This window comes from Tamilnaduibacter salinus, assembly GCF_003096655.1.
Lineage (GTDB): Bacteria > Pseudomonadota > Gammaproteobacteria > Pseudomonadales > Oleiphilaceae > Tamilnaduibacter > Tamilnaduibacter salinus.
In genome coordinates this window covers 171,782-194,901 of record NZ_QEKQ01000005.1, presented here as the reverse complement: position 1 = coordinate 194,901, position 23,120 = coordinate 171,782, and the positions used below count along the sequence as shown (strand labels likewise).

Genomic DNA, 23,120 nt, shown 5'->3' with positions numbered 1-23,120 from the left:
GCCCTGTGTCAGAGGGCCATCCGGTGCCGAAGCGGCTCCTGTCCCATGAAATCCGCCAAAACCGACAACCCGATACGGTTTTTTCGAGCATCAAACTCGATATATTCGCTTTTTTCTTTAGACGAAAGTCGTATAATCCCTGAACCTTTGCGTCACAGGCCAATCCGGAGGGAGCAGTATGACAAGCCAGACCACCGACATCCTGCTGATTGGCGGCGGTGTAATGAGCACGACTCTGGCCAGTCTGGTGTCGCAACTGGACTCTACACGGCACATCATGCTGGTCGAGCAGTCGCAGAGTCTGGCCGGTGAAAGCTCGGATGCCTGGAATAACGCGGGCACCGGTCACGCCGGATACTGTGAGCTGAACTACACGCCAAAGCAACGGGACGGTCGCATCGCCATCGAGCGGGCACTCGATATCAATGCACGATTCGAAATTTCCCTTCAGTACTGGAGCTCACTGGTTCGCCAGGGAGTGTTGCCGGACCCGGCAACCTTTATCAACCGGGTGCCACATCTCAGCTGGGTTCGCGGCCAGGACGCAGTGGATTACCTCAAAGCGCGGCATGAGACGCTGTCAGCCCACCCCCTGTTTGATGCCATGCGCTTCAGCGACGATCCCGGGCGACTGGCCGAATGGCTCCCCCTGATGATGGGCCAAAACCGTTCCGATGGTGAGCCGGTCGCCGCCACACGGGTGGGACACGGCAGCGACGTCGACTTCGGCGCTCTGACCCGGACGCTCGGGCAGCACCTGGAAACACACTCGGGCGTGGACGTACGCCTCGGCACCCGCGTGATCGATCTCCACAAGCGCGGCAAGCGCTGGCAGGTCACTCTTCGGTGCGAAGCCACCAGCCAGACGACCGTTGTCGATGCCGGCTTTGTCTTCGTCGGTGCCGGCGGCGCCGCCCTGCCCCTGTTGCAGAAGGCAGGCGTTGCGGAAGCGAAAGGCTACGGCGGATTCCCGGTTTCTGGCATCTGGCTGGCCTGTGAGAATGAGGCCATCGCCCGGGAGCACGGCGCCAAGGTCTACGGCAAGGCCCCGGTCGGTGCGCCGCCAATGTCGGTTCCACACCTTGATACGCGGGTGATCGACGGACGCCCCGCCCTGCTGTTCGGCCCATTCGCCGGCTTCACCACCCGCTTTCTGAAACAGGGCAGCCGGCTGGATCTGATGCAGTCCGTCCGCTCCCACAACCTGAAACCGATGATGGAAGTCGCAGGCACTCAGTGGCCGCTGACCCGTTACCTGATCAAGGAAGCGCTCAGCTCCCGTGAGGATCGACTCGCTCAGCTTGAACGCTTCCTGCCCGAGTACGACCCGGATCAGTGGCAACTGCGCTACGCCGGTCAGCGGGTTCAGATCATCAAGCCCGATGCCAATGGCCGGGGCAAGCTCGAATTCGGGACAGAAGTACTCAACACCCGCGACCGTTCCCTGGCCGCTTTGCTGGGCGCTTCCCCCGGCGCCTCCACCAGTGTGTCGGCCATGCTCGATGTCATCGAGCGGTGCTTGCCGGAACTCACTCAGGGCGAGGCCAGAGAGCGACTGCAATCACTGATCCCTTCCTATGGGCAGTCGCTGATCGGGGACGCCGGTCTTTTGCGCGAGGTTCGTCAGTTTACGCTGGGCACACTGGGCCTGGCCGATCTTCAATCGATCCACAAGAGGAGTCTCAACCATGCTGATTGGCATCCCCCGAGAAACGACGCCCGGGGAGAATCGCGTGGCGATCATTCCCTCCGGCATACCGGAACTGCTTGAGGCGGGTTTTGAAGTCATCATCGAGAGTGGTGCCGGCACTGCCGCCCATTTTGCCGACGATGAGTACCGCAACAACGGCGCCATCATTGCCGATGACGCCGCGTCGCTTTACCGCCAGGCCAGCGTGGTCCTCAAGGTCCGCACGCCCAGCGAGGACGAAGCGGCGCAGATGCGGCCGGATACGACCCTGATCACGATCATGGACCCATGGTTCCACCAGGATCGTGTACGGCAGTTGGCGGAGCGCGGCGTCCGGACCTTCGCTCTGGATTTTGTTCCCCGTACGACGCGGGCGCAGAGCATGGACGTGCTCAGCGCAATGGGCGGCATTACCGGCTATCGCGCGGTGCTGAGCGGCGCCATGTCGCTGCCCCGTTACTTCCCGATGCTGATGACGGCCGCCGGCACCATCCACCCGGCCCGCGTGTTCGTGATCGGCGCCGGCGTTGCCGGGCTGATGGCCATCGCCACGGCCCGGCGGCTTGGCGCCGTTGTCGAGGCCTATGACCTGCGCCCGGAAGTGCGCGAGCAGGTGGAGAGCCTGGGCGCGGATTTCGTCGAGATTGACGTGCCTGACGCGGATAACGGCGACGGCGGCTACGCCGGCGAGCAGAGCGATGCGTTCTACGACGCCCAGCGCCAGCAGTTGTCCGACTGCGTCGCCCGCGCCGATCTGGTGATCACGACCGCCGCCATTCCGGGCCGCCAGGCGCCGACTCTGGTGACCCGGGAGATGATCCACCGGATGAAGCGGGGCTCGGTCATTGTCGACCTCGCGGCGGAGCGTGGCGGCAATGTGGAGGGCACGGTGCTCAACGGGAAAACGGAGGTGGATGGCGTCACTCTCGTGGGTCACGTTGACCATCCGTCTCGCGTGCCGGTTCACGCCTCTCAGCTGCTGACCCGCAACATGGTGGCCTTCATCAAGAACATGACCGAGGACGGGCAACTCGCACCCAGCGATGAGGACGACATCGTCTGCGCCACGCGCATCACCGATCAGGGAGCGATCACCCATGCGGGGTTGCGCGAGGCCATTGCACCGACGACCACTCAACAGCCCGAGGAGGCCACTGCCTGATGGAAATGTTCGTTCTTAGCTTCACGATTTTCGTGCTGGCACTGTTCGTGGGTGTGGAACTGATCAACAAGGTCCCACCGACACTGCACACGCCGCTGATGAGCGGTACCAATGCCATTTCCGGCATCGTTGTCGTCGGCGCGATCATCAGCGCGGGCAGCGGTGGCATGGACCCAACGCTCGCCAGCATCCTCGGATTCATTGCGGTCACGCTGGCCACCATCAACATTGTCGCCGGCTTTCTCGTGACGGACCGTATGCTCAACATGTTCAAGCGCAAGGATTCATGAACCATGTTTGCACTGATCAACATTTCCTACCTGACGGCCGCGGTCTGCTTCATCCTTGGCATTAAAGGCATGACCCGCCCGTCCACCGCCGTTCGCGGCAATCTGATTGCGGCGACCGGGATGCTGATCGCCGTCGTGGCAGCGCTGCTCCACCATGCGGTCATCAGCTACGCGGGCATCATTGCCGGCATGCTGCTGGGGGCCGCCATCGGCATCTGGCTCGCACGCTCAACCGAAACAACCGCCATGCCGGAGCTGGTCGCCAGTCTGAACGGCATCGGCGGCGGTGCGTCCCTGTCCGTGGCCGCCAGCACGTGGTTGAACGCCATCGCTGCAGGCGAGACACCGACGGCGGGCTGGTCCATTGCGATCCTCGCCTCGATTCTGATCGGTGCGGTCACGTTGACCGGCTCCATTGTCGCCGTCCTGAAGCTCAAGGGCCGCCTGGGCGACTCCAGCCGGAAGCGTCTGTGGCAATTCGCCACCGCCACCAGCCTGGCAGCCGTCGTCGTTGCCGGCGTCCTGTTCATCGCGCAGGGAGCGGTGAGTCCGTTGATTCTTGGCGCGCTGGTCGCACTGGCGCTGCTATTGGGGGTTGGCCTGGTGCAGCCCATCGGTGGTGCGGACATGCCGGTTGTGGTCGCGCTGCTGAACGCGTACTCCGGGCTGGCCGGGGCGGCCACCGGTTTCGTTCTGGAAAACCAGGGGCTGATCATTACCGGTTCGCTGGTCGGCGCCTCTGGCCTGATTCTGACGGCGGTCATGTGCAAGGCCATGAACCGGTCCCTGCCCAACGTGCTGTTCGGTGGCGCCTTCGGGGGGCAGGCGGATGACGGCCCGGCCCAGAACGAGGACGAGTTCTACGCCGGTAAGGTCAAATACGCCACGGCCGATGACCTGGCCATGATGCTGGACGGCGCGCGGAACGTGCTGCTGGTGCCGGGCTACGGTCTGGCCGTCGCACAGGCCCAACACAGCGTCAAAGAGCTGGCCAGCGAGCTGGAAGGCCGCGGGGCGGCCGTCAATTATGCCATCCACCCGGTGGCAGGCCGCATGCCCGGCCATATGAACGTGCTGCTGGCGGAAGCGGAAATCCCCTACGATCAGCTCAAGGACATGGACACCATCAACCCGGAAATGCCGCAGGCGGATGTCGCGATCGTTCTGGGGGCCAATGACGTGGTGAATCCGGCCGCCTCGGAGGAGCCCAGCTCACCGATCTATGGCATGCCGATTCTGGAGGTCCACCGCGCCAAGACGGTAGTGGTGGTCAAACGGAGCCTGTCAGCCGGCTTCGCGGGCATCCCGAACGGCCTGTTTACGCGTGACAACAGCTTGATGGTGAAAGGTGACGCCAAAGCAGTGGTTCAGGACACCACTCGGGCCATCAAGGAGCTCTAGGAGTCTGCGCGGTAGAAATCGTGCCAGGCGAGATCGTCCCACTGCGAGGCCATTTGAGGCGCATAGTGGTTGTATGTAACGACAATGAGCGCTCAAAAGGGACCGCAGTGGGGCGGTCGCAGCGGTGCGACCCTCTACCGCGCAGACTACTGGGTTCATTCGCTGACTGACTGACGCCCTGCCCAAAACCGCCAGAGGCACGCAGTCAGTCAGAGAAGGAACCAGACGAGACACTTGACCACAGGAGGCATTCCATGGACGTCCCAGGCCATCTCAGTCATCTCGACCAGCTTGAGGCAGAGGCCATTTTCATTATGCGGGAGGTGGCCGCCTGCTACGACAATCCCTGCCTGTTCTACTCAATTGGCAAGGATTCCACCGTTATGTTGCATCTGGCGAGGAAGGCGTTCTGGCCGGGGACCGTCCCCTTCACATTACTCCACATTGATACCACCTGGGAGTTTGCGGAGATGGGCCGGTTCCGGGACCGGCTTGTCGATCGTCTGGGACTCAAACTCGCGGTCTGGATCAACGAACAGGCCCTGCGCGAGGGCGTTCACCCGATTGAGTCGGGCTCAGTGCGGTATAACGATCAGATGAAAACCCAGGCCCTGAAACAGGCGCTTGATCATTACCAGTTCGATGCCGCACTCGGAGGCGCACGCCGCGATGAAGAAGCATCACGATCCAAAGAGCGGATCTTCTCGGTTCGCAATCAGAACCACCAATGGGATCCGAAGCGCCAGCGTCCAGAGCCGTGGAATCTGTTCAATACATCGCTTGGTCCGGGCGAGTCCGTTCGGGTCTTCCCTTTGTCGAACTGGACAGAATTCGATATCTGGCTCTATATACTGCGAGAGCAAATTGAGGTGGTACCGCTCTATCTGGCGCGATCGCGGTTAAGCTGGATTGATGAGGACAGTGGGCAGATTCTGGCACTGGACGACGATCGCATGCTGCCCTACCTCTCATCATGGGAGCGCGACAGCCTGCGGGAACGAAATATCCGCTTCAGAACTCTGGGGTGCTACCCGCAGACCGGGGCCGTGGAGAGTGACGCGGATACGGTCAGCTCGGTGGTCCAGGAGATGCTGGCCAGCCGGACGAGCGAACGCGAAGGGCGCCTTCTGGACAAGGACCAGACCGGGTCCATGGAGAAGAAAAAACGCGAGGGCTATTTTTAATTCCGTCCCTGGCACGCTCCGGAGGCGCGACCGCGTCTCCGGAGTGTGCGTCACTCAACCACCACGTCTCGCCATCCGCCCTGATGGTAATGTCGAATCCTCCCACCATCTTCAATGCTGAACAGGAATAACCACTCGCCATTCACAAGGTCCCGGACGTCGGGATGGCGATCGAGCACACCATCAATCCGATCCGTGGGTGCATCGATGAAAACCGAAAGCCGCAACGGCTCGTGAACCCATTTCGTGCCGTCATGAACCGACTGCCAGGGCAAACCAATCCGCAGGTCGCCCGCATTGCCTTCAAGCACACCAATATTTCCGCCGACAACGGAATGCAGGAGCTTGTTCCCGGCACCATAGACCTCGGGCGCAGTGACTGACGCGTAGTACTGCAGATTAATCCAGTTGGCGACAATCATCGGGGCCGTCATCAGCGCCTCAAGCACCGAGCCATCCGAGTCCAGATCCGGCCGGTATTCATGGAGAAACACCCGCCCCTCCAGATCGAGGTGCCGGGTTCGGTGACGTGGAGCAATCACCAGAGCCGCATTGTTTGCCAGCCCCCACTCGGGACGCACTTCGGACCAGTCGGCCGTACGACGAGCGAGCGCTTTTTTCAGCGCCACATCACTGAGCTTCCCGACACCCAGCGCTGCTGAGCGTTCCCGTCGACAGCCGGCTGCCGCCTTTTCCAGCCAGTCCCTTAACGATTCCAGGCGCGGCCAGTGGGACTCGGGCACATTCTGCTCGTCGAGCAGCGAAATCTCATCAGTCACCGTATTGTGTTCAGCCGATACAAACCACACATGCCCTGGCAGAGAGAGCCCTTGCTCCTGCAGACCGGCACGAACCTCACGGTCATTCAGAAGCGACGCGGCGACTTCGGCATTCACACCCCCATTCTGTCCACCGCAGGCCCCACAGGCGAGACTGGCCTGATGCGGGTTGTTGTCGACCCGACTGGCGTGGCCGACAAGCAATATCAACGGCGCCCAGGGTTCGCAGAGTGAGAGCCCCCGTAGAATAGAGGCCGCCAGCGCGACCTTTTCACCCGGTTGAAGGGGATCGCCACCGTATGCGTGTCGCAATTCACCGGGCTGTGTGGCGCACTCATCACCTCTTCGGTTGCCAATTCCCAGCGTATCCCGCAACAGGCCCCAGGCCGAGAGTGCCCCAAACCCTTCCACGAACGGGAACATCGTCAGCGTGTTCCTTTTCAAGTGTGAAAAGCTTCTTGAGCGCTCCAGTTTGCCCTGCCTGAGCGCCCGCAACGACCAATCACGGCGTTGACTGCCCGAGGTTTGCTGAACCCGATATACCGGGGAGAGCAGACCGGGTAGCTGGGGCGACGGCGCTGACGCATCCAGGGACTGATAATCCATGGGCAAACCAAAGAACCCCGCAAAGCCCAACGTCTGGATACCGTCCGACTGGGCTTCCAGGTTCCGCCGGATCACTTCGGAGCGCACATCAATGCAGAAAACGGCCTGAAGCTCTGGAATATCGGGGGCTGGCAGTTCGGTGGGTTCGTTCAGCCGGGCGATCATATCGCTCTGGTAGGACCACTCCAATGCCCGCTGCCACCGCCAGATGCGGTGCGCCTGCTTTTCCCGGACTTGGCGTGTCGATTCAAGTCTCTTCCATGCCTTCTCGGCGGGTTCATGCCAGTCTGTGCGGGTGCGACTGGCCCAGACAAGAACTTCCCAGGCGAAACGAATTGCCAGTAGCGCTTTCAGATTGTCATCACGCTCACCCACAAGATGCGCCTCCCAGGCCAGCCAGGCACAGTATGAGGCCCATCCGTTGATATCCAGCAGCAGTGCATGACCGATCGCTTGAGCCCGATCAACCCGGACCTCCAGCCACTGGCACCCCAGCGCGATCAACTCATCCGGCTGATCGGGAAAGGCCTCCAGAAAGGGGCGGGCACGGCGACTGCGTAAAACCTGCTCGAGATCACGGCCGTGGCGCATCTGATCAAGCCAGGCCCGCAGCATGCAGGCAGGCCGTTTGCTCTGTATCAGCGCCTGATGCGAGTCAAAGTATCCGCCACAGAACCGACTGATCTGGTCCCGGATCCCGCAAACAACCTGTGCCATCGGGTCCGGTGCCAAGGCCTGATCCAGCAATCGGGACCACAGGGGGACGATCGGCTCATTCACAGCCTCGTCTCGTTTCAGATCGTTCAGGGCGTGCTCGCCGTCGCCGGTCCCCCTCTCGTCCGCCAGCGCCCGGCGTAGCGATTGCTCCGAAATGGCACCGTCCTCAAATCGGCGCCGATAGTATTCGGTGTCCATCAACGGACGAATCCCGCAACGCTCTTGCAGATCAAGTGCCACATTTTGGAAACGGGACGCTCGCAAGGGCCACCAGGGATTCACAGCAACCCAGCGGTCCAACGGCCATGACGGCGCAATATGCCCGACCGCGGCCACCATATTCCGGCCCGCCCGCATTCCCTGCTCAACCGATGATGTGATGGTGGCGCTCGTATTCATGTCTCGGCTCCCCGGGGCTTGCGCTCGACGCCTGAAAACCTGCCGTCATTGCGTGGTTCGCGATGGGGTCCGCTGAGGAGCCACTGGCGCACCATCTGAATGAGTCGGTCAAGAGGGACACTCAGATAGAACGCGTTGCGACTGTGGGCCAGTAGAGGCTGCCAGATGGCCAGGTCCGACCGTCGAATAATGCTGGTCAAGACAAACCAGTAAACCGCCGCCCCCAACACCATGACACCGGTGACAGCGCCATGCCACGGTCCAAAGGGAGTTTCGGCCACCGGCACCGAGGGAGACAGAACGGCCTGCCCAAGACCGTGAGCCATTGGCAGCAAGACCACGAGTGCGGCGACCGTCGTGCGAGAGCGTCTGGGCAATGCCGGAACCGAAAAGATCAACACGTAGGCCATCGCCATCATAAAAACCAGCCCAGGAACCGGGCTGAACCATCCGAAGTGGCCCGCAGTCATTGCGGCGACGGGCACGATAATGGCAACGACCCCGGCAGGCAGCAGTCCCGGACTGGCAACGGGCTGCTTCAGGTCTCCGACACGGGACGACACAACAATCCGCCCCGTGCTCAGAAAGGCGTGGGCCTTGTAAAGCGAGTGCGCGATCAGGTGCAGCAGCGCGAGCGTGTAGGCTCCGAGCCCCAACTCCAGCAACATGAACCCCATCTGCGCGTTGGTCGACCACGCCAACGAGTGCTTGATGCTGGACTGGGTGATGATAATCAGCCCAGCCATCGCCGCCGTCACTGCCCCAAACCCAAGAAGAACCGCATGCCCCACCATGCTGGACTCGAACACGGGCACCATTCTCAACCAGAGGAAACCGCCAAGGTTGATAATGCCCGCATGCAACAGTGCTGAGACGGGCGTGGGCGCCTCCATAACGCGCACCAACCAGCCATGGAACGGGATCTGCGCGCACTTGAGAACAGCCGCCAGCGCAAAGGCGGCAGCCGGCGCCGTCACCGAGGGAGCATGGCCAGCGCTCACGGCCTCCGTGATCACAGCGAGCTCCCAACTACCAAACCGTTGATGCAACCAGATGACTCCGACAAAAAGAGCCAGGTCACCGAGCCGACTGACAAGAAACTTCTGCCAGGCCGCTTCCCTTGCCCCCCGGCGCGGGTACAGGCAAAGCAATGGATGCAGTGTCAGGCTGATCAGCAGCCAGGAGCCGGCAAGCAGCAGCAGGTGCCCGGTAGAGACCAGAATCAGTACCGAGCCGATGGTCGCAAGAAACCAGCGTTGGAAAGGGATCCCGGCTTGGTCGCCAGCCAGGTAGCGACGGCTATACCGGAGGTTCACCCATCCGAGAAATACAACCAGTAACCCCATCCAGGCGGTCAGGCCATCCAGCCTCAGCCAGGGGCCGACCGTCATTGGTCCCTGGCCAGCGGCGATCAGAATGATGGCGAGTACGTTCAGAGTCGCCCCAGTCAGAAAAAGCGCCTGCGCACAGCTGCTGACGATTCGGAGTCGATGACGCGAGGTCAGTCCGGAGAGTAGGAATAGCCCCAAAGGCACCATGAGCCACAACAACGACAGCCATTGGATCCCCTCGAACCGTTCCAGCATATTGCCCCTCCGACTCGGAAATCATCGTTGGAGCAGTATCAAGCAACCCGTGAAAACAAGAAAATAGATATTTTTCGACAAATCATTCACAAAAACAGAACAGAGGCAGGCTCGATCAGCGAAAATCGCCACCACCCTCCGCCCAGAGGTCTCTCAGAAGCGGATTGGGAAACTGTCGATCAAGGGTAATGGTGTAGAACGTTTCCCGAAGGTCGGGCAGTTGTGCGATTTCTGTGAGACTACCGCTGCGAAGCTCGTCACGCACGACAATGGGCGGCAGAACACAGACCTGTCGGGCCTCGCGGGCCATCAGGCGCAACATCGCCATGTCCTCAACCTCAGCGGCAATCATGGGCGTCACACCAAGCCGGTGCGCCATGGCGTCAAAACGGGACCGGATACTCGACCCCAGCGTCGGGAGTATCAGTGGTTCCGACTGCAACAGGTCTTCAACCCCCTCATAGCGCTGGTCCAACTCGACCGGACCGACCAGGCTGATCCGTTGCTCAGCGATCTTGTGGATCACCCACGGCGTCGCCGCATCGGAGGCTGGCGCCACGTTGGTAAGAACGACATCAAGGTTGTGGGATTCCAGGCTGGCAAGCAAATCCCTGACGTTGCCTGAACGCGCGACGATTTCAACGTCGTTCCGCGCCAGCAGCGGTTTCAGGAATTCAATCTGGAAGTTTCGGGACAGGTGAGCCTGCGCACCGACCCGAAGAACGTGCTGGCGCGCCGCCATGCGGTGGGTCAGAACGGCCAGCAGCTCCTCCCCCGTTGAAAAAATACGATCCGCATGATCGAGAGCGATGCGCCCCGCCTCAGTCAGCACAAGTCGCCGACCCCGGCGCTCGAACAGTGCCTGCCCCAACTGATGTTCGAGCTGACGGATCTGCGAGGAGAGCGCTGACTGGGACACATGAAGCTTTTCGGCCGCCCTCGTCAGGTTTCCCTCGTGCGCCGTCGCATGAAAATACCGAAGATGTTTGTAATTCAGTGTCGCCATGGCGCCAGTTTACCGTCTATGAGGGGGTGGCGCGCATGACGACCGGAGAATTACTCCTGCTGTTGCTGGAGGAGGCGTTTATACAGTTCATCGGCCTCGGTCATCAGGTCGGAATGCGTTCTCATATCGCCGTTGCGCTGTGCTTTCATCGCGGCTTCGAGCTTGCGTTCGTATTCTTTTTTGAGGGCTTTGACGGGATTGGATTTGAAAAGGCCGAACATGAAACTCTCCGTTAAGGTGTGTCGGAGGAGATACGCGGTATTCGGCCTGTGGTTCACCGGTTGTGTGCCCTGCTGGCAATACACCAGGGATTACCGTGTCACCATCTTCTGGGCATGGCTGACCATCTTGTCCGGGTCCTGAATCCGTTCCGGCTTGCTGATGCCGCTCTGGCATCCCGGACGTTCGGCCAACTCGTCGAGCCAGCGGTTCAGATGCTCCAGACCCTCCACGGAGGCGCCGGACCACTTGTGAGTACGGGCCCAGGTCCAGTTGGCGATGTCGGCGATGGTGAATTCGTCGCCCGCCAGATAGCGCGCTTCCGACAGCCGGTGATCCAGGACCTCGAACAGACGGCGCGTCTCATGCTGGTAGCGGTCGATGGCCGGCTGGATCTTCTCGGGGAAATACCGATAGAAGACGTTGGCCTGCCCCATCATCGGCCCCAGGCCACCCATCTGGAACATCAGCCACTGCTGCACCACCGACCGGGTTTTCGGGTCGCTCGGGTAGAGCTTGCCGAATTTCTCCCCCAGATAGATCAGAATCGCGCCGGACTCAAAGACCACGAAATCGTCGTTGTCCCGATCCACGATCACGGGGATCCGGCCATTGGGGTTCATCCTGAGGAACTCCGGCGTTTTCTGTTCATTCTTCGACAGATCCACCGGAATCAGGTTGTAGTCCTCACCCATTTCATCGAGCGCCACGGTGACCTTGTGGCCGTTCGGAGTGGGCGATGTGTAGACGTCTATCATGGAGACCTCGCTCAGACGGATGCGGATTCGCGCTGTTTGATACGGTCGTACCAGGCCTGCAGATGGGTCTGCTCGGGCTTGATCCGGATGTCGTTGACCTTGTTGAAGTCCACGGTGGTGAAGGCGTTGATGTCGGCGGCGGTCAGCGAATCGCCGCAGATGTATTCCCGGCCTTCCAGGTGCTTGTTGAGGAAGTGCAGAAACTTCTCAACGTTCGTGCGACACTCCTCGCCCCAGTCCGGATAGCAGTTCATGCGGTCCTTGAAGTAACCGCTGGTGTGCTGGAAACACATGCCCGTCGGCATGAAGAAATAGAACTCAATCCAGCGCAGCCACTGCTCGATCTGTGCTTTTTCGAGTGGATCGCGGCCGAGCATCGGGGTGCTCTCCGGATACAGCTCCTCGAAGTACCGGCAGATCGCCATGGTTTCGGCAATGCAGGTGCCGTCGTCCAGCTCCATCACCGGGACTTTTTTCATGGGGTTCTTGGCGGCGTATTCCGGTGTCAGGTTCTCGCCCTTGAGCAGGTCGATCTGCTCGAAGGTCACCTGATCCACCAGGCCTTTCTCGGCCAGGAACATGCGCACGCGGCGTGGGTTGGGCGCGGTCTTGGTTTCCAGAATCTTCATGTTGTTCTCTCGCTGCCGTTAGGTTGATACGTATCCGAGCATGCCCGGGTCTTGAACGAATGGTCAAGTATCGCCAAGTCGGTCGATCCACTCACGCAGCCCTTCGGTGGCCGTCTTTCGGATGGCGTGGGCGCCGGGTACCGCTTCCACGGCGGCCGGGTCGATCACGGTGACGGGAATCCCCGGTTCGGCGAGGCTGACCAGCCCGGCCGCAGGGTACACCTGCAGGGAGGTGCCGATGACCAGCAGATGATCGGCGGTGGCGACGGTTTCGGCGGCGGGCCCCATCATGGGAACCTCTTCCCCGAACCAGACGACGTTGGGCCGCAGGGGGGTGCCCCGCTCGCAGGTGTCGCCGGGGGAGATGTCACGATAGCCGATCTCGTAGACCGGCTCGGGGTGAGCGGCGCCCCGCGCCTGGGTCAGTTTTCCGTGCAGATGAAGCACGTTGGACGAACCGGCGCGCTCGTGCAGGTCGTCCACGTTCTGGGTGACCACCGAGACGCGGTAGCGCTCTTCCAGCTCCGCCAGGCCGCGATGGGCGTCGTTGGGTTCGGCATCCCGGAGCTGCTGGCGACGGTGGTTGTAGAACGACAGCACGCGCTCGGGATCGCGTTCGAAGGCGTCCGGTGTGGCCACGTCTTCGAGGCGGACCTGCTCCCAGAGGCCACCGTTATCGCGGAACGTGGACAGGCCGCTTTCGGCGCTGATGCCGGCGCCGGTGATGACGACGATGTGGTGTTTCATCCTGCCTCCTATGCTCTCCAACATTGGGGGAGCGGCTGCTGGGAGGTTTGTTGAGCTCAAAAACCGCCTGCAAGCACGTCCATGTGCGGCTTGAGCATGGCCGTCCAGGCCATGCTGCATTTTTGAGCTCAACAAACCTCCCAGCAGCCGCGTCGAACTTGGTTGGTATCTCAGGCACGAGTGGACTCTAACGGGGTGTCGGGGTGCTGATTGGGGTCAAAAATGCAGCCTGGCCAGGGAAGGTTAGTGCCCTGTCTGGCTCATTCGCTGATCGCCTGAGCCCCTGAGAGTACTGAGAGCAAGGCGCGATGGCGAAGGTTTGGTGGTTCCAAATCGAGTCAGCGCAACGCGGCTATCTGTACTCTCAGGGGCTCCCGACGGGCGCGTCGCTGACGGCTCTGGGCCTGCGTTGCCATCCCTTGACGGGGAATAACCCCGCCTGCGGTCCGGCGCCTTGTCCAGAACCGTCAGCGACGCGCAGGCGATCAGCGAATGAGCCAGACAGGACACTGGACTCAAGCCCTACAGGGACGTACTTGCGGGCGGTTTTTGAAACGAATCACCCTCCCGACACCCCGAATCCCAAGCTCACAGATGCACCAGAGACGCCAACCCAGAAGTCCGCATCACCCGCTCCCCGGTCGCCTCCAGGAGCACCCGTTCATCCGGCACCATCAGACTGAACCAGCGACTGGCCCGGGTGATCCCGGTGTATAGCAATTCCCGCGTGAGCACCGGATTGCGGCGGTCGGGTACCACCAGACAGGTGTGGTGGAACTCCGACCCCTGGGATTTATGGACCGTCATCGCGTACACCGTCTCCACCGACTGCAACCGGCTGGGTGATACCCAGCGCACGCCGGTCGGGCTGTCGCCGGAGGGAAAGGCGACGCGCAGGACATCGCCGGGCGAATCGGGTCGCCCCCAGGGCACCGGCAGGGTCACACCAATGTCGCCGTTCATCAGCCCCAGATTGTAATCATTGCGGGTGACCAGCACCGGGCGACCCGCGTACCAGCCGTGGGTTCGCTCGATCAGCCCCGCCCGCTGCAACGCGCCGGCGATGGTCTCGTTCAGCCCCTCAACGCCAAAGCGCCCGCCTCTCAGTGCGCAGAGGACCTGAAAGCGGTCAAACGCCGACAGGACATTGGCGGCCCAGGCATCCAGCGTCTCACGATCCTCGGCCGACGGGCGCTCGGCCATGCGCATCAGGTAGCTGCGATAGCCGCCAGCCGCATCGGATGGGGTATCCGTTCTGCCGAACAGGGACGGTGAGCCGTCGAGCACGTGCCGGGACAGGGTCGCACCGATCGAGGAGGCATTGACGGGGTGCCAGGCAATGTCCGGCCAGCGCCCTTCCCGGAAGGGCGCCGCAGTCCCCCGGTCCAGCCCCGCACCATTCACCGCCTGCGACAGCGCGCCGATGCCGCTGTCCGCACCAAAGCGGTGACTGACCCTTAGCATGGCGACCGCCTGATCCAATTCAGCGCCCTGCTGATCCAGCCATTCATCCCCCGGCGCCTGCCCGGTCACAGCAGCCAGCCACTGTGCCGTATCCGCCCGGTAATGCGCGCCGTCGGCCCGGCGACACAGGTCGCCCAGCACCGCGCCAGCGTCCACGGAGGCGAGCTGATCCTTATCGCCCAGCAGAATGATACGGGCCGATGGCGGCAGCGCGTCGAACACGCAGGCCATCATTTCCACATCCACCATGGACGCTTCGTCGATCACCAGTACATCCAGTGGCAGGGGATGATCCCGGTTGTGGCGAAACTGGCGGGTGCCCGGCCGGCTCCCCAACAGCCGGTGCAGGGTAGTGACCCGGTCCGGCAGGCTGTCGACCAGTGCATCGCCACCGGGCAGGCCGACCTCTCGCAGCTCGTCCCGCTTGCCAACGATGGAGTCGCCAAGCCGCGCGGCGGCCTTGCCCGTCGGTGCGGCCAGTCGGATACGCAGTCCGGGAGCGCCGGTGGTTGCCTGCTCGACCGACTGAAGGGCCGCCAGCAGACGCAGGACGGTCGTGGTCTTCCCGGTGCCGGGACCGCCCGTAATGATGCTGAACAACGTCCGGGCGGCAAGCCCGCAGGCCAGTCGTTGCCAGTCCAGACTGTCCGTCGGCGTATGGAAGAGAGTCCCCAGCGTGGCGGCCAACGCCCGGGCCGCGGCCCCCTCCGGATCGGACAAATCCTCGACCGGCGTCAGACGGGACCGAATCCCCGCTGCGATCGTCTGCTCGTACTGCCAGTAGCGGCGCAGGTAGAGGCGATTGGCCGCCAATACCAACGGCGTTCGCCCTTCCCCGGTGCCAATGACCGAGGGCACGGCGGTGAGCACCGCCTGCCAGTCCGCCTCCGAAACGCCCGCCAGCACCGACGAAGGGGCCGGAACCCCATCGCTGACGCCGGCCGCCTCCGGCGGCAAGGCCAACACATCATCCGCCCGACCGGCCACCAGTCCCGAAAGATCCAGACACACATGCCCCCGCCCCACCTGATGGGACACGAGGGCGACGGCCAGCATCGTCAGGGGCGGCAGTTCCCCGTCTACTTCATCCAACAGGAAACACGCCAGCGACCGATCCAGTGCCCGCAGCCAACCGGCGCCGACCCAGGCATCGAGCAGTGCCTGCACACTTTCAACCCGACCGACGCCGGGGCGAACGAGGGCTTCGGAATCCATCATGCCGTCACCTCACTGACCGGCACGCCCCGGAACAGGCGGTCCAGCGATTCAATCACCGCTCTCGACGGCCGGTCGTGGAAGACACCGGCGCTGTCGGCATCGCAACCGCGCAGGAACAGGTAGATGGCGCCGCCCACATGGCGCTCGTAGTCGTAATCCGGCAGCCGGGCTTTCAGCAGCCGGTGCAGGGCGAGCAGATAAAGCAGATACTGCAGGTCGTAGCGTTTGTCGAGTATCGCCCCGGTCATGGTCTGTGCCGTGTAGTCCCCATTCTGATCGCCGAGGGCGTTGGATTTGTAGTCCAGCACGTAGAAACGCCCGTCCACCTCGAACACCAGGTCAATGAACCCCTTGAGCATGCCGTTGAGCGCGTCCGGTGCCAATGGCTGGCGCGGTGCCCCGTCCAGCGTGTGGTCGCGGGCCAGACGGTCGAGCACGCGCGTGTCAACGTGGTGACTCTCGAACCAGAACTCCAGCTCGGGCTGGTACACCCTCAGGTCCCGGAGTCGGCAGACGCCCCATGGGGTGGGCATCTCATTGTTCAGCAGGGTCAGCACCCAGCGCTGGAGCATCGGCACCCAGGCGTCCCAGCCCCGGATCTCACAACGGCTTGTGAGCATGTCGCCAAGGGCGTCCGGCTGCCCCGGGACCCGATCAAACCCGCGCTCGGCGCACCACTCCAGCAGACCGTGCAGGAAGGTACCGGGATCGGCGCCCCGCGGAAACCCGTGCGGGCTGTCCGGCTCCGCTGGTAGCGTCTGGTGGGCGGGGTCGTCCGTTTCTTCCCGCGCGGTTTCTTCCTCTGGCGAGTCGCCCGCGTCCGTCGGTTCGTCCTCGTCAGCCAGACGCAGTGCGGAGTAACTGGCGATCCACCAGTTTTCCCGGGGATCCCGGTGAGCCACCCGGGCCTCCCCCAGTTCTACGGGGTCGGTTGCCATCCATTGGTCTTCCACGGAGTCGGGCAGCGGCTCAATCCGGATATCGGGCGAGTCGCCCAGGCGTGCCCGGAGGTAGGCCTCGACCGGTTCATCGTCTTCGTCCGCCTCGGGCGCGAGGAGATGACCGAGGCCGCTCAGGGGCCAGCCTTTCACCGGCGCCGTACCAACCCATGTGGCGTGACAGGCGCGGGTGAGCGCGACGTACAGCTTGCGGATGTCCTCCCCGAGGCGCTCCCGGTCGGCGCGGGCCAGTGTCTCGTCATCCGGGTCGAGAGAGACCTGCACCCGACCCTCGTCATCGTGCCATTTGATGAACGACTGGCTCCGTTTCTCCGGACGGTAGTTGAAGGGAAACGGCAGAAACACCAGCGGATATTCCAGCCCCTTGGACTTATGGACGGTCACCACCTGCACCAGACTCGCATCGCTCTCCAGACGCACCTGCAGCAGCTCCGCATCGCCCCGGGCGTTGTCCTTCATATCGGCGAAGTGACGGATCAGGGCATGCTCGCCGTCCAGGTGCTGACTTTCCTGTTGCAGCACTTCGGCCAGATGCAGGATGTCGGTCAGTACCCGTTCACCATCGGGCTGGGCAAGCAGGCGGGCCGGGACCTGATAGTCCATCAGCAGCCGTCTCAGCATGGGCAGCACCCCCTGCGCCTGCCACAGGGCCCGATAATGACGGAAGCGTTCAATGGTGTCCTCCAGCGCCAGCTCGTCCTGCTGGAGGTGGTCCAGCATCGCATCCGACAACCCCAGCGTGGGTGTGGCCAGGGCCGACCGGAGCCAGGCAATGGTCTCGGGTTCGGCACAGGCATTCAGCCAGCGGGCCAGCTCATCCGAGACCGTCGTGTTCAGCACCGAATCCCGGTCCGACAGATACACGCTCCGAACGCCCCGACGGGCCAGTGCATCCCGGACCAGTCGTGCCTCACTGCCCTTGTTCACCAGCACCGCCACATCCCGGGCCCGAACCGGCTGCCAGCCCGCTTCAGGGTCCTCAAACCCGGTCCGGCCCTGCTGGCCGCCCTGCAGCAGCTCGACGATCCGCGAGGCGCAGGCCTCGGCCAGTTCCGGCTCCGCCCGGTTCTTGGGCAGCGGGGCGTCCTCCTCCGGAAAATGCCAGACCGTCAGTGCTGGCGCAGGCTCGCCCGCCACCTGCCAGCGATCCGAGCGCCCTTTGGCCGCCACCGGCAGAAACGGCAGCGGATTGCGGTCGCCGCGGCGGAACAGAAAGGCGCCCGCTTCCAACGCCTGATCAGAGGCGCCAAACAGGGTGTTCACGGCGCCGACCATGCCGTCGGCGGAACGGAAGTTGGTCGCCAGGGAATAATGCCGGCCCGCCGTGGCCTCACGGGCCGTCAGGTAGGCGTGGATGTCCGCGCCCCGGAACGCATAGATGGCCTGCTTCGGGTCGCCAATCAGGAACAGGCCGGTGTCGGCGTCGTTGTCCGCCACGCGATAGACGCGGTTGAAGATGCGGTACTGCACCGGATCGGTATCCTGGAACTCATCAATCAGGGCCATGGGGAACTGACGGCGGATCACCGACGCAAGCCGTTCGCCGTGCGCGCCCGCCAGGGCGTCATCCAGTCCGGTCAGCAGGTCGTCGAAGCCCATTTCGGCCCGGCGCTGCTTCTCCGACGCCAGTCGCTCACCAACCCAATGGGTGGCATGAACGAGGAGCGGGGTGCGCCGGGTTTTCAGCGTCTCCCACCATTCGCCGAGTTGTTCCACCAGTGCCCAGGCCTCGTGGCCGGCCAGGTCCGAGTCCGTTTTCAGGATCTCCGCGATCCCCTCAGGGGTCAGCCGTTTCCAGGCGCTGGCGCTGAGGTCCGGCAGAATCGCATCCGCGCTCTCACTCCAGCCGTTGAGGGCATCGAACCAGTTGGCCCACCAGTCCCGGCGCAGCTTGCGACCATCCACGGCTTTCTTCTGGATCGCCTGGTCCATGGTGGCGCTCAGCTCCGGTACCAGGTCCCGCCAGCGGGTTTTGAGCTCGCGCACCCCGGAGGCCATGTCACTGAGCGCGTCCTGCGGTGACTGGGCGGCCACCGTGAGTGCATCACGTTGATCCAGCAGCGGTCCAAGGGCACCACTCAGCGCGTCCGGGGTGTCCCAGAAGGTATTGAGCAGTGACCAGCTCTGATCATCGAGCGGATACACGTGAGTCCGCCAATAGTCCCGGACGGCCTCGGCCAGCAACTCACTCTGATCCGTCTCCAGGGTCTGGCGGAAGAAGCTGCCACTGTCGAACGCGTGTTCGTTCAGCATGCGATGGCACCAGCCGTGGATGGTGGCCACCGCTGCTTCGTCCATCCATTCAGCGGCCAGCTGCAGCTTGCGCACGCAGGCCCGCCACTGCTCTGCCGGGATGTCATTACGGAGCGCCAACAGCGGGTCGCCGATCTCGGGCGAGCGATCGGCCGTCCCGGGGTCCTCCGCGAAACACGCGGCGGCCTCGGTCAGGCGGGCGCGTATCCGGTCACGCAGCTCCCGCGTGGCCGCCTCGGTAAAGGTGACCACCAGGATCTCCGGCGGCACCGAGCCCCGGTCCAGAGTGTCGGCGTCGCCGCGATGGCCAAGCACCAGGCGGACGTACAGCAGCGCAATGGTGAAGGTCTTGCCGGTGCCGGCGCTGGCTTCGATCAGGCGGCTGCCATGCAGCGGAAAGCGCAGCAGGTCGAGTGGGCGGACGTCGTCGGTCATGTCCGTTCTCCCTTCACGAGCTGCCAGAGCGGGCGATAGAGCGCATCGCGCCATTCCACGAAACGCTCATCCCCGAGAAGCGCCCCGGCATCCGGCCATGCGCGCCGCAGGTAACCGGGGTCGTAGGCCCAGTCGTTGTCCAGCGCGTCGGAGGCGCGCTCCCATGCCTTTTCCTCACCGCCGTTGCGCTGCGCCTGACCATCGAACCAGGCCATCGCCCCCTGGAGCGTCACCGGCAACGGTTCGGTCATGCCCACCACCCAGGCGTCAAGCAGCGTGCGCAGCCAGGTTTCCGCCTGGTCTCTTTCCAGGGGCGGCAGTGTCACGTCCGTACGCCGGCTGATCAGCCGTGTTGTCAGCGGCCCGCCGGCACAATGGGCGGCCAGGTGCCGCACCCAGCCGTCCAGCATGTTGGCGTAGTGATAGGTCTTGCCGCTGCCCTGGCGGCGTAGCAGATCACCGTCGGTGACCACCAGCCGGGCCAACTCTCCCTGGTCATTCGTGCGCAGGCCGTCGATGGTGTCTTCCAGTGTCAGCGACACGCCCGCCCCATCATGCGTCAACGACAGTGTCCGGTGGCCCTCCAGCGCCTGCGGCCACTCCGCCAGTGCGGCCTGATAACGCCGGAACATGTCCGCCATCGGCTCAACCAGGCGCTCGCGCAGGGCATTCTCCGTGGTGGCCATCCCCAGCTCGCCGCGCCGCGCCATGCGATCGCGGACCCGGTCCAGCCGCTCGGCCAGGTCCGTCTCATCGTCGGCCCTGATCACCGCCTCCTGCACCAGCTCACGCTGCAATCGCCAGTTATCAAGACCGGTCAGGCCGAACGGTTCCGTTTCATCCAGAGCCGCTTCGCCCTCGTTGAAACGGATCTGAAGGCGCTGCTCATAGAACGCCCGAACCGGGGACCGGAGAAACGCCACCAGTGCACCGACCGACAGCGGGTCCTCGGGTGTGAACACCGCCAGAGGTTGATCCGGGCCGGTGGTGGCCACCGCATCGTGGGCCTGGCGCCACTCCCGGTCGTAGGTGAACAGCCCGCCGCTGGTCGTTGGGAAATAGGCCGGGCTGAACGGCTGCAGCGGGTGGACGGTGGTGAGCGCCGGGGTCACAGCCCCGCTTTCGGTGGACCAGGCCGCGTCGATATGATCCCGAAGCTGCGAGACCAGTACGGACGGCGGACGCTCGGCATTGTCCCGGACGCTCCGCCCGACCCAGCTGATGTAGAGCTGTTCCCGGGCCGAGAGCAGCGCCTCGAGAAACAGGTAACGGTCGTCCTCCCGCCGGGAGCGATCCCCCGGGCGGTAGTCCTTCGCCATCAGGTCGAAATCCAGCGGCGGGCGGACACGAGGGTAGTCGCCATCGTTCATCCCCAGCAGACAGACCCGCCGGAAGGGGATGGCCCGCATGGGCATGAGGGTGGCGAAGTTGACCTTGCCGGCAAGGAAGCGCTGGTTCAGGCCGCCTGCTTCCAGCCCTTCCAGCAGGGATTCCCGAACGATACTGAGGGCCACCGGCTCCTCCATGTGTGCCTCGCTGCAGGCCGCCAGCCAGTGCGCCAGCGTCTCCTGCAGGCGGTTGAACAGCAGCAGGTCCGCGCCGTCCAGCGCCCCAAAGAAGGTGTCGCGAATCCAGTGCAGGCGCTGCGCCCATTCCTGGGGGGGCGCGTCGGCCGCCAGTTGACTCCGCAGCGCCGCCAACCGGTCGATGAACCGGTCCAGGTCGCCGGCCAGCCGGGCCTCCAGACCGCCAACGTCACCGAGGGGCTCAATGCCCTGCCAGTCCTCTCCCGCACCGACCGCATACCCCAGCAGCATACGGCGCAGCCCGAAGGCCCAGGTGTTACGGGTCATACCCTCGGGCAGATCCAGACTGGCCCGCTGACTGGCGTCCAGTCCCCAGCGGATGTGCGCCTGTTCCACCCATTCGCGCAAGCGCGGCAGGTCCGTTTCATCAATGCCAAAGCGCGCCCGTACCGGCGGGACTTCCAGCAGACTGAGAATCTCGCTGACACCAAACCGGGATTCCGGCAGCGACAGCAGGGTTTCCAGCGCCACCAGCACTGGCTGACGGTGGCGCTGCCCCTGATCGGACAGGGTGAAGGGAATATGGCGCGGGTCGTCCGGCTCGTAACGGCCGAAGACCGCCTGTACATGAGGCGTGTAAGCGTTGATGTCCGGGACCATGACAATCACATCCCGTGGGCGCAGGGTGTCGTCCGCATTGAACGCGGCCAACAGCTGGTCGTGCAGGATCTCCACCTCGCGCTGGGGACTGTGCGCCTGATGAAAGACCAGGGATTGGTCCCGCACCGGATCGCAGGCCGGCCAGTGCTCGCGGCTCTCCGCCAGCGGGCGGAGCGCCCGGATGTCGTCCTGGATCTGATGGAGCAGCCCCTGTCCCGCGGGCGGCGCGAACAGGTCCACCCGCTGGCCGACATTCTCGAAGCGGGCCCGGTAGCTTTCCGGGTCGTCAAAGGTGTCGAGCAGCCGGATGTAGTCCCGCCCCTGCTTCCCCCAGGCGGCCAGCAACGGCTGGGCATGCAGGTGCAGTTCCTCGGGATCGGGATCGACGGGCATGCCCGGACGCTGCGCCCCGCGTTTACGGGCCGAGCGCAGCAGGTCCCGGTCGCTGACGATGTCCGCCCAGTAGAATTCGCAGGGGTTGTGTACGCAGAGAATGACCTGACAGAAGCGACCCAGGATATCCAAAGCTTCCAGGGTCTGCTGCGGCAGCGACGACACACCGAAGACGATGATGCGCTCGGGCAGCGAACGGGTGTCGAGGTCGGTGACAGGGCCCCGCCCGGCCTCTAAAAACCGGCGATGGATGGCCGCGCGACTGGTCCCTGCGCCGGCGTCGTCCATGTCGGCCACCAGTGCCCGCCAGAGCCGGGGCTGCCAACGCAGTTCATCGTCCAGCGGCTGCTGCTCGCCCCGCGCCAAGGTGATGTGGTCGGCGCCCTGCTCCCAGTCCGCCAGCCAGTCGGCCCGGAATACCTGGTACTGGTCGTACAGGTCCGCAACCCGGCCAGCCAGCTGGTACCGTCGCTGCTCCGGGCGAGGACCGTCCATGAAACGGCGCAGGGGCGCGAACGCTTGCTCATCCAGCAGATCCGGCAGCAATCGGTACAGGCGCCAGATCAATCGGTCCTTGTCGAACGGCGACTGCTCGGGAACCTGATCGGCTCCCAGCACGTTCCGATAGGCCTCCCAGATGAAGCGCGACGGCAGCAGGAACCGGGTTGAGGCGGCAATTCCCAGACCGCCCTCCCGATCATCCTGCGGGTCCTCGGCAAGAGCCAGCTTCAGCCACTGGGCGATACCGTTGGACTGGACGAGGAAGGTCTCCTGCGCCAGCGGCGGCACCGGGTACTGACGGCTGACCCAGACCACCGTCCGGCGAAGATCCTCCAGATGGTTGGCGTGGATGGCCTGCAGGCCGACGGGCACGTCACCTTCCCCGGTTGCCATGGTGTTGCTCCTGTTCAGTGCCCGTCCGGCACTCATGAATCCAGGGGAAAGACTAACGCAATTGGCGGACATTCCATAACGGGCCCCAAGCGCCAGGATCGCCAGACCGGTTGCCGAATATGTGCTTTACTTCGTGAAGGTCTAT

The 23,120-nt window shown here is 63.6% G+C and carries 15 protein-coding genes; 5 read left to right on the top strand and 10 right to left on the bottom strand.

Going from position 1 to position 23,120, the window contains the following annotated elements:
- Positions 1–178: 178 nt before the first annotated feature.
- The 5 genes from mqo (at position 179) to cysD (ending at position 5,727) form a co-directional block, all read left to right on the top strand.
- Positions 179–1,771, top strand: coding sequence for a malate dehydrogenase (quinone) (mqo, locus tag C8D92_RS09135; RefSeq protein WP_116919157.1), 1,593 nt, complete (start codon positions 179–181; stop codon positions 1,769–1,771).
- Positions 1,689–2,852 (top strand): Re/Si-specific NAD(P)(+) transhydrogenase subunit alpha, encoded by a 1,164-nt coding sequence (locus tag C8D92_RS09130; RefSeq protein WP_116919156.1) that lies wholly within the window; start codon positions 1,689–1,691, stop codon positions 2,850–2,852. Before mqo ends, C8D92_RS09130 begins: the two co-directional genes overlap by 83 nt.
- Positions 2,852–3,142, top strand: a complete 291-nt coding sequence (locus C8D92_RS09125; protein WP_095609857.1) for an NAD(P) transhydrogenase subunit alpha part 2 — start codon at positions 2,852–2,854, stop codon at positions 3,140–3,142. The genes C8D92_RS09130 and C8D92_RS09125 overlap by 1 nt, the downstream gene beginning before the upstream one ends.
- Positions 3,143–3,145: 3 nt before the next feature.
- A complete protein-coding gene (locus tag C8D92_RS09120; RefSeq protein WP_116919155.1) occupies positions 3,146–4,543 on the top strand; it encodes an NAD(P)(+) transhydrogenase (Re/Si-specific) subunit beta in 1,398 nt (465 codons plus the stop codon).
- Positions 4,544–4,797: 254 nt separating this feature from the next.
- Complete coding sequence (cysD, locus tag C8D92_RS09115; RefSeq protein ID WP_095611539.1) at positions 4,798–5,727, top strand: sulfate adenylyltransferase subunit CysD; 930 nt, start codon at positions 4,798–4,800, stop codon at positions 5,725–5,727.
- A gap of 50 nt (positions 5,728–5,777) precedes the next feature.
- Here the strand turns inward: cysD and C8D92_RS09110 are convergent, their stop codons facing one another.
- The 10 genes from C8D92_RS09110 to recC form a co-directional block, all read right to left on the bottom strand.
- Positions 5,778–8,228, bottom strand: coding sequence for a YbcC family protein (locus C8D92_RS09110; RefSeq protein ID WP_116919154.1), 2,451 nt, complete (start codon positions 8,226–8,228; stop codon positions 5,778–5,780).
- On the bottom strand, positions 8,225–9,814 hold the full coding sequence (locus C8D92_RS09105) for a proton-conducting transporter transmembrane domain-containing protein (RefSeq protein WP_116919153.1): 1,590 nt from the start codon (positions 9,812–9,814) through the stop codon (positions 8,225–8,227). Before C8D92_RS09105 ends, C8D92_RS09110 begins: the two co-directional genes overlap by 4 nt.
- A gap of 115 nt (positions 9,815–9,929) precedes the next feature.
- Positions 9,930–10,820: a LysR family transcriptional regulator gene (locus C8D92_RS09100; protein WP_095611542.1), complete on the bottom strand. Its 891-nt coding sequence runs from the start codon at positions 10,818–10,820 to the stop codon at positions 9,930–9,932.
- Positions 10,821–10,870: 50 nt separating this feature from the next.
- On the bottom strand, positions 10,871–11,041 hold the full coding sequence (locus tag C8D92_RS09095) for a DUF6435 family protein (protein WP_116919152.1): 171 nt from the start codon (positions 11,039–11,041) through the stop codon (positions 10,871–10,873).
- Positions 11,042–11,131: 90 nt separating this feature from the next.
- The gene (locus C8D92_RS09090) at positions 11,132–11,797 is read right to left on the bottom strand and encodes a glutathione S-transferase family protein (protein ID WP_095611543.1); all 666 of its coding nucleotides are present in this window, start codon (positions 11,795–11,797) and stop codon (positions 11,132–11,134) included.
- Positions 11,798–11,808: 11 nt separating this feature from the next.
- Positions 11,809–12,426 carry a glutathione S-transferase family protein gene (locus tag C8D92_RS09085; protein WP_116919151.1) on the bottom strand — a complete coding sequence of 206 codons (618 nt, stop codon included), beginning with the start codon at positions 12,424–12,426 and terminating at the stop codon, positions 11,809–11,811.
- Positions 12,427–12,489: 63 nt separating this feature from the next.
- Complete coding sequence (locus C8D92_RS09080) at positions 12,490–13,173, bottom strand: SIR2 family NAD-dependent protein deacylase (protein ID WP_116919150.1); 684 nt, start codon at positions 13,171–13,173, stop codon at positions 12,490–12,492.
- 588 nt (positions 13,174–13,761) lie between these two features.
- Positions 13,762–15,855, bottom strand: coding sequence for an exodeoxyribonuclease V subunit alpha (gene recD / locus C8D92_RS09075; protein WP_116919149.1), 2,094 nt, complete (start codon positions 15,853–15,855; stop codon positions 13,762–13,764).
- Positions 15,852–19,502, bottom strand: coding sequence for an exodeoxyribonuclease V subunit beta (gene recB, locus C8D92_RS09070; protein WP_116919148.1), 3,651 nt, complete (start codon positions 19,500–19,502; stop codon positions 15,852–15,854). Before recB ends, recD begins: the two co-directional genes overlap by 4 nt.
- Positions 19,499–22,975 carry an exodeoxyribonuclease V subunit gamma gene (gene recC, locus C8D92_RS09065; protein ID WP_116919147.1) on the bottom strand — a complete coding sequence of 1,159 codons (3,477 nt, stop codon included), beginning with the start codon at positions 22,973–22,975 and terminating at the stop codon, positions 19,499–19,501. The genes recB and recC overlap by 4 nt, the downstream gene beginning before the upstream one ends.
- Positions 22,976–23,120 lie beyond the last annotated feature (145 nt).

Coding starts and splice junctions, on each gene's coding strand:
- mqo (WP_116919157.1), top strand. CDS start 179: ATGACAAGCCAGACCACCGACATCCTGCTGATTGGCGGCGGTGTAATG.
- C8D92_RS09130 (WP_116919156.1), top strand. CDS start 1,689: ATGCTGATTGGCATCCCCCGAGAAACGACGCCCGGGGAGAATCGCGTG.
- C8D92_RS09125 (WP_095609857.1), top strand. CDS start 2,852: ATGGAAATGTTCGTTCTTAGCTTCACGATTTTCGTGCTGGCACTGTTC.
- C8D92_RS09120 (WP_116919155.1), top strand. CDS start 3,146: ATGTTTGCACTGATCAACATTTCCTACCTGACGGCCGCGGTCTGCTTC.
- cysD (WP_095611539.1), top strand. CDS start 4,798: ATGGACGTCCCAGGCCATCTCAGTCATCTCGACCAGCTTGAGGCAGAG.
- C8D92_RS09110 (WP_116919154.1), bottom strand. CDS start 8,228: ATGAATACGAGCGCCACCATCACATCATCGGTTGAGCAGGGAATGCGG.
- C8D92_RS09105 (WP_116919153.1), bottom strand. CDS start 9,814: ATGCTGGAACGGTTCGAGGGGATCCAATGGCTGTCGTTGTTGTGGCTC.
- C8D92_RS09100 (WP_095611542.1), bottom strand. CDS start 10,820: ATGGCGACACTGAATTACAAACATCTTCGGTATTTTCATGCGACGGCG.
- C8D92_RS09095 (WP_116919152.1), bottom strand. CDS start 11,041: ATGTTCGGCCTTTTCAAATCCAATCCCGTCAAAGCCCTCAAAAAAGAA.
- C8D92_RS09090 (WP_095611543.1), bottom strand. CDS start 11,797: ATGATAGACGTCTACACATCGCCCACTCCGAACGGCCACAAGGTCACC.
- C8D92_RS09085 (WP_116919151.1), bottom strand. CDS start 12,426: ATGAAGATTCTGGAAACCAAGACCGCGCCCAACCCACGCCGCGTGCGC.
- C8D92_RS09080 (WP_116919150.1), bottom strand. CDS start 13,173: ATGAAACACCACATCGTCGTCATCACCGGCGCCGGCATCAGCGCCGAA.
- recD (WP_116919149.1), bottom strand. CDS start 15,855: ATGATGGATTCCGAAGCCCTCGTTCGCCCCGGCGTCGGTCGGGTTGAA.
- recB (WP_116919148.1), bottom strand. CDS start 19,502: ATGACCGACGACGTCCGCCCACTCGACCTGCTGCGCTTTCCGCTGCAT.
- recC (WP_116919147.1), bottom strand. CDS start 22,975: ATGGCAACCGGGGAAGGTGACGTGCCCGTCGGCCTGCAGGCCATCCAC.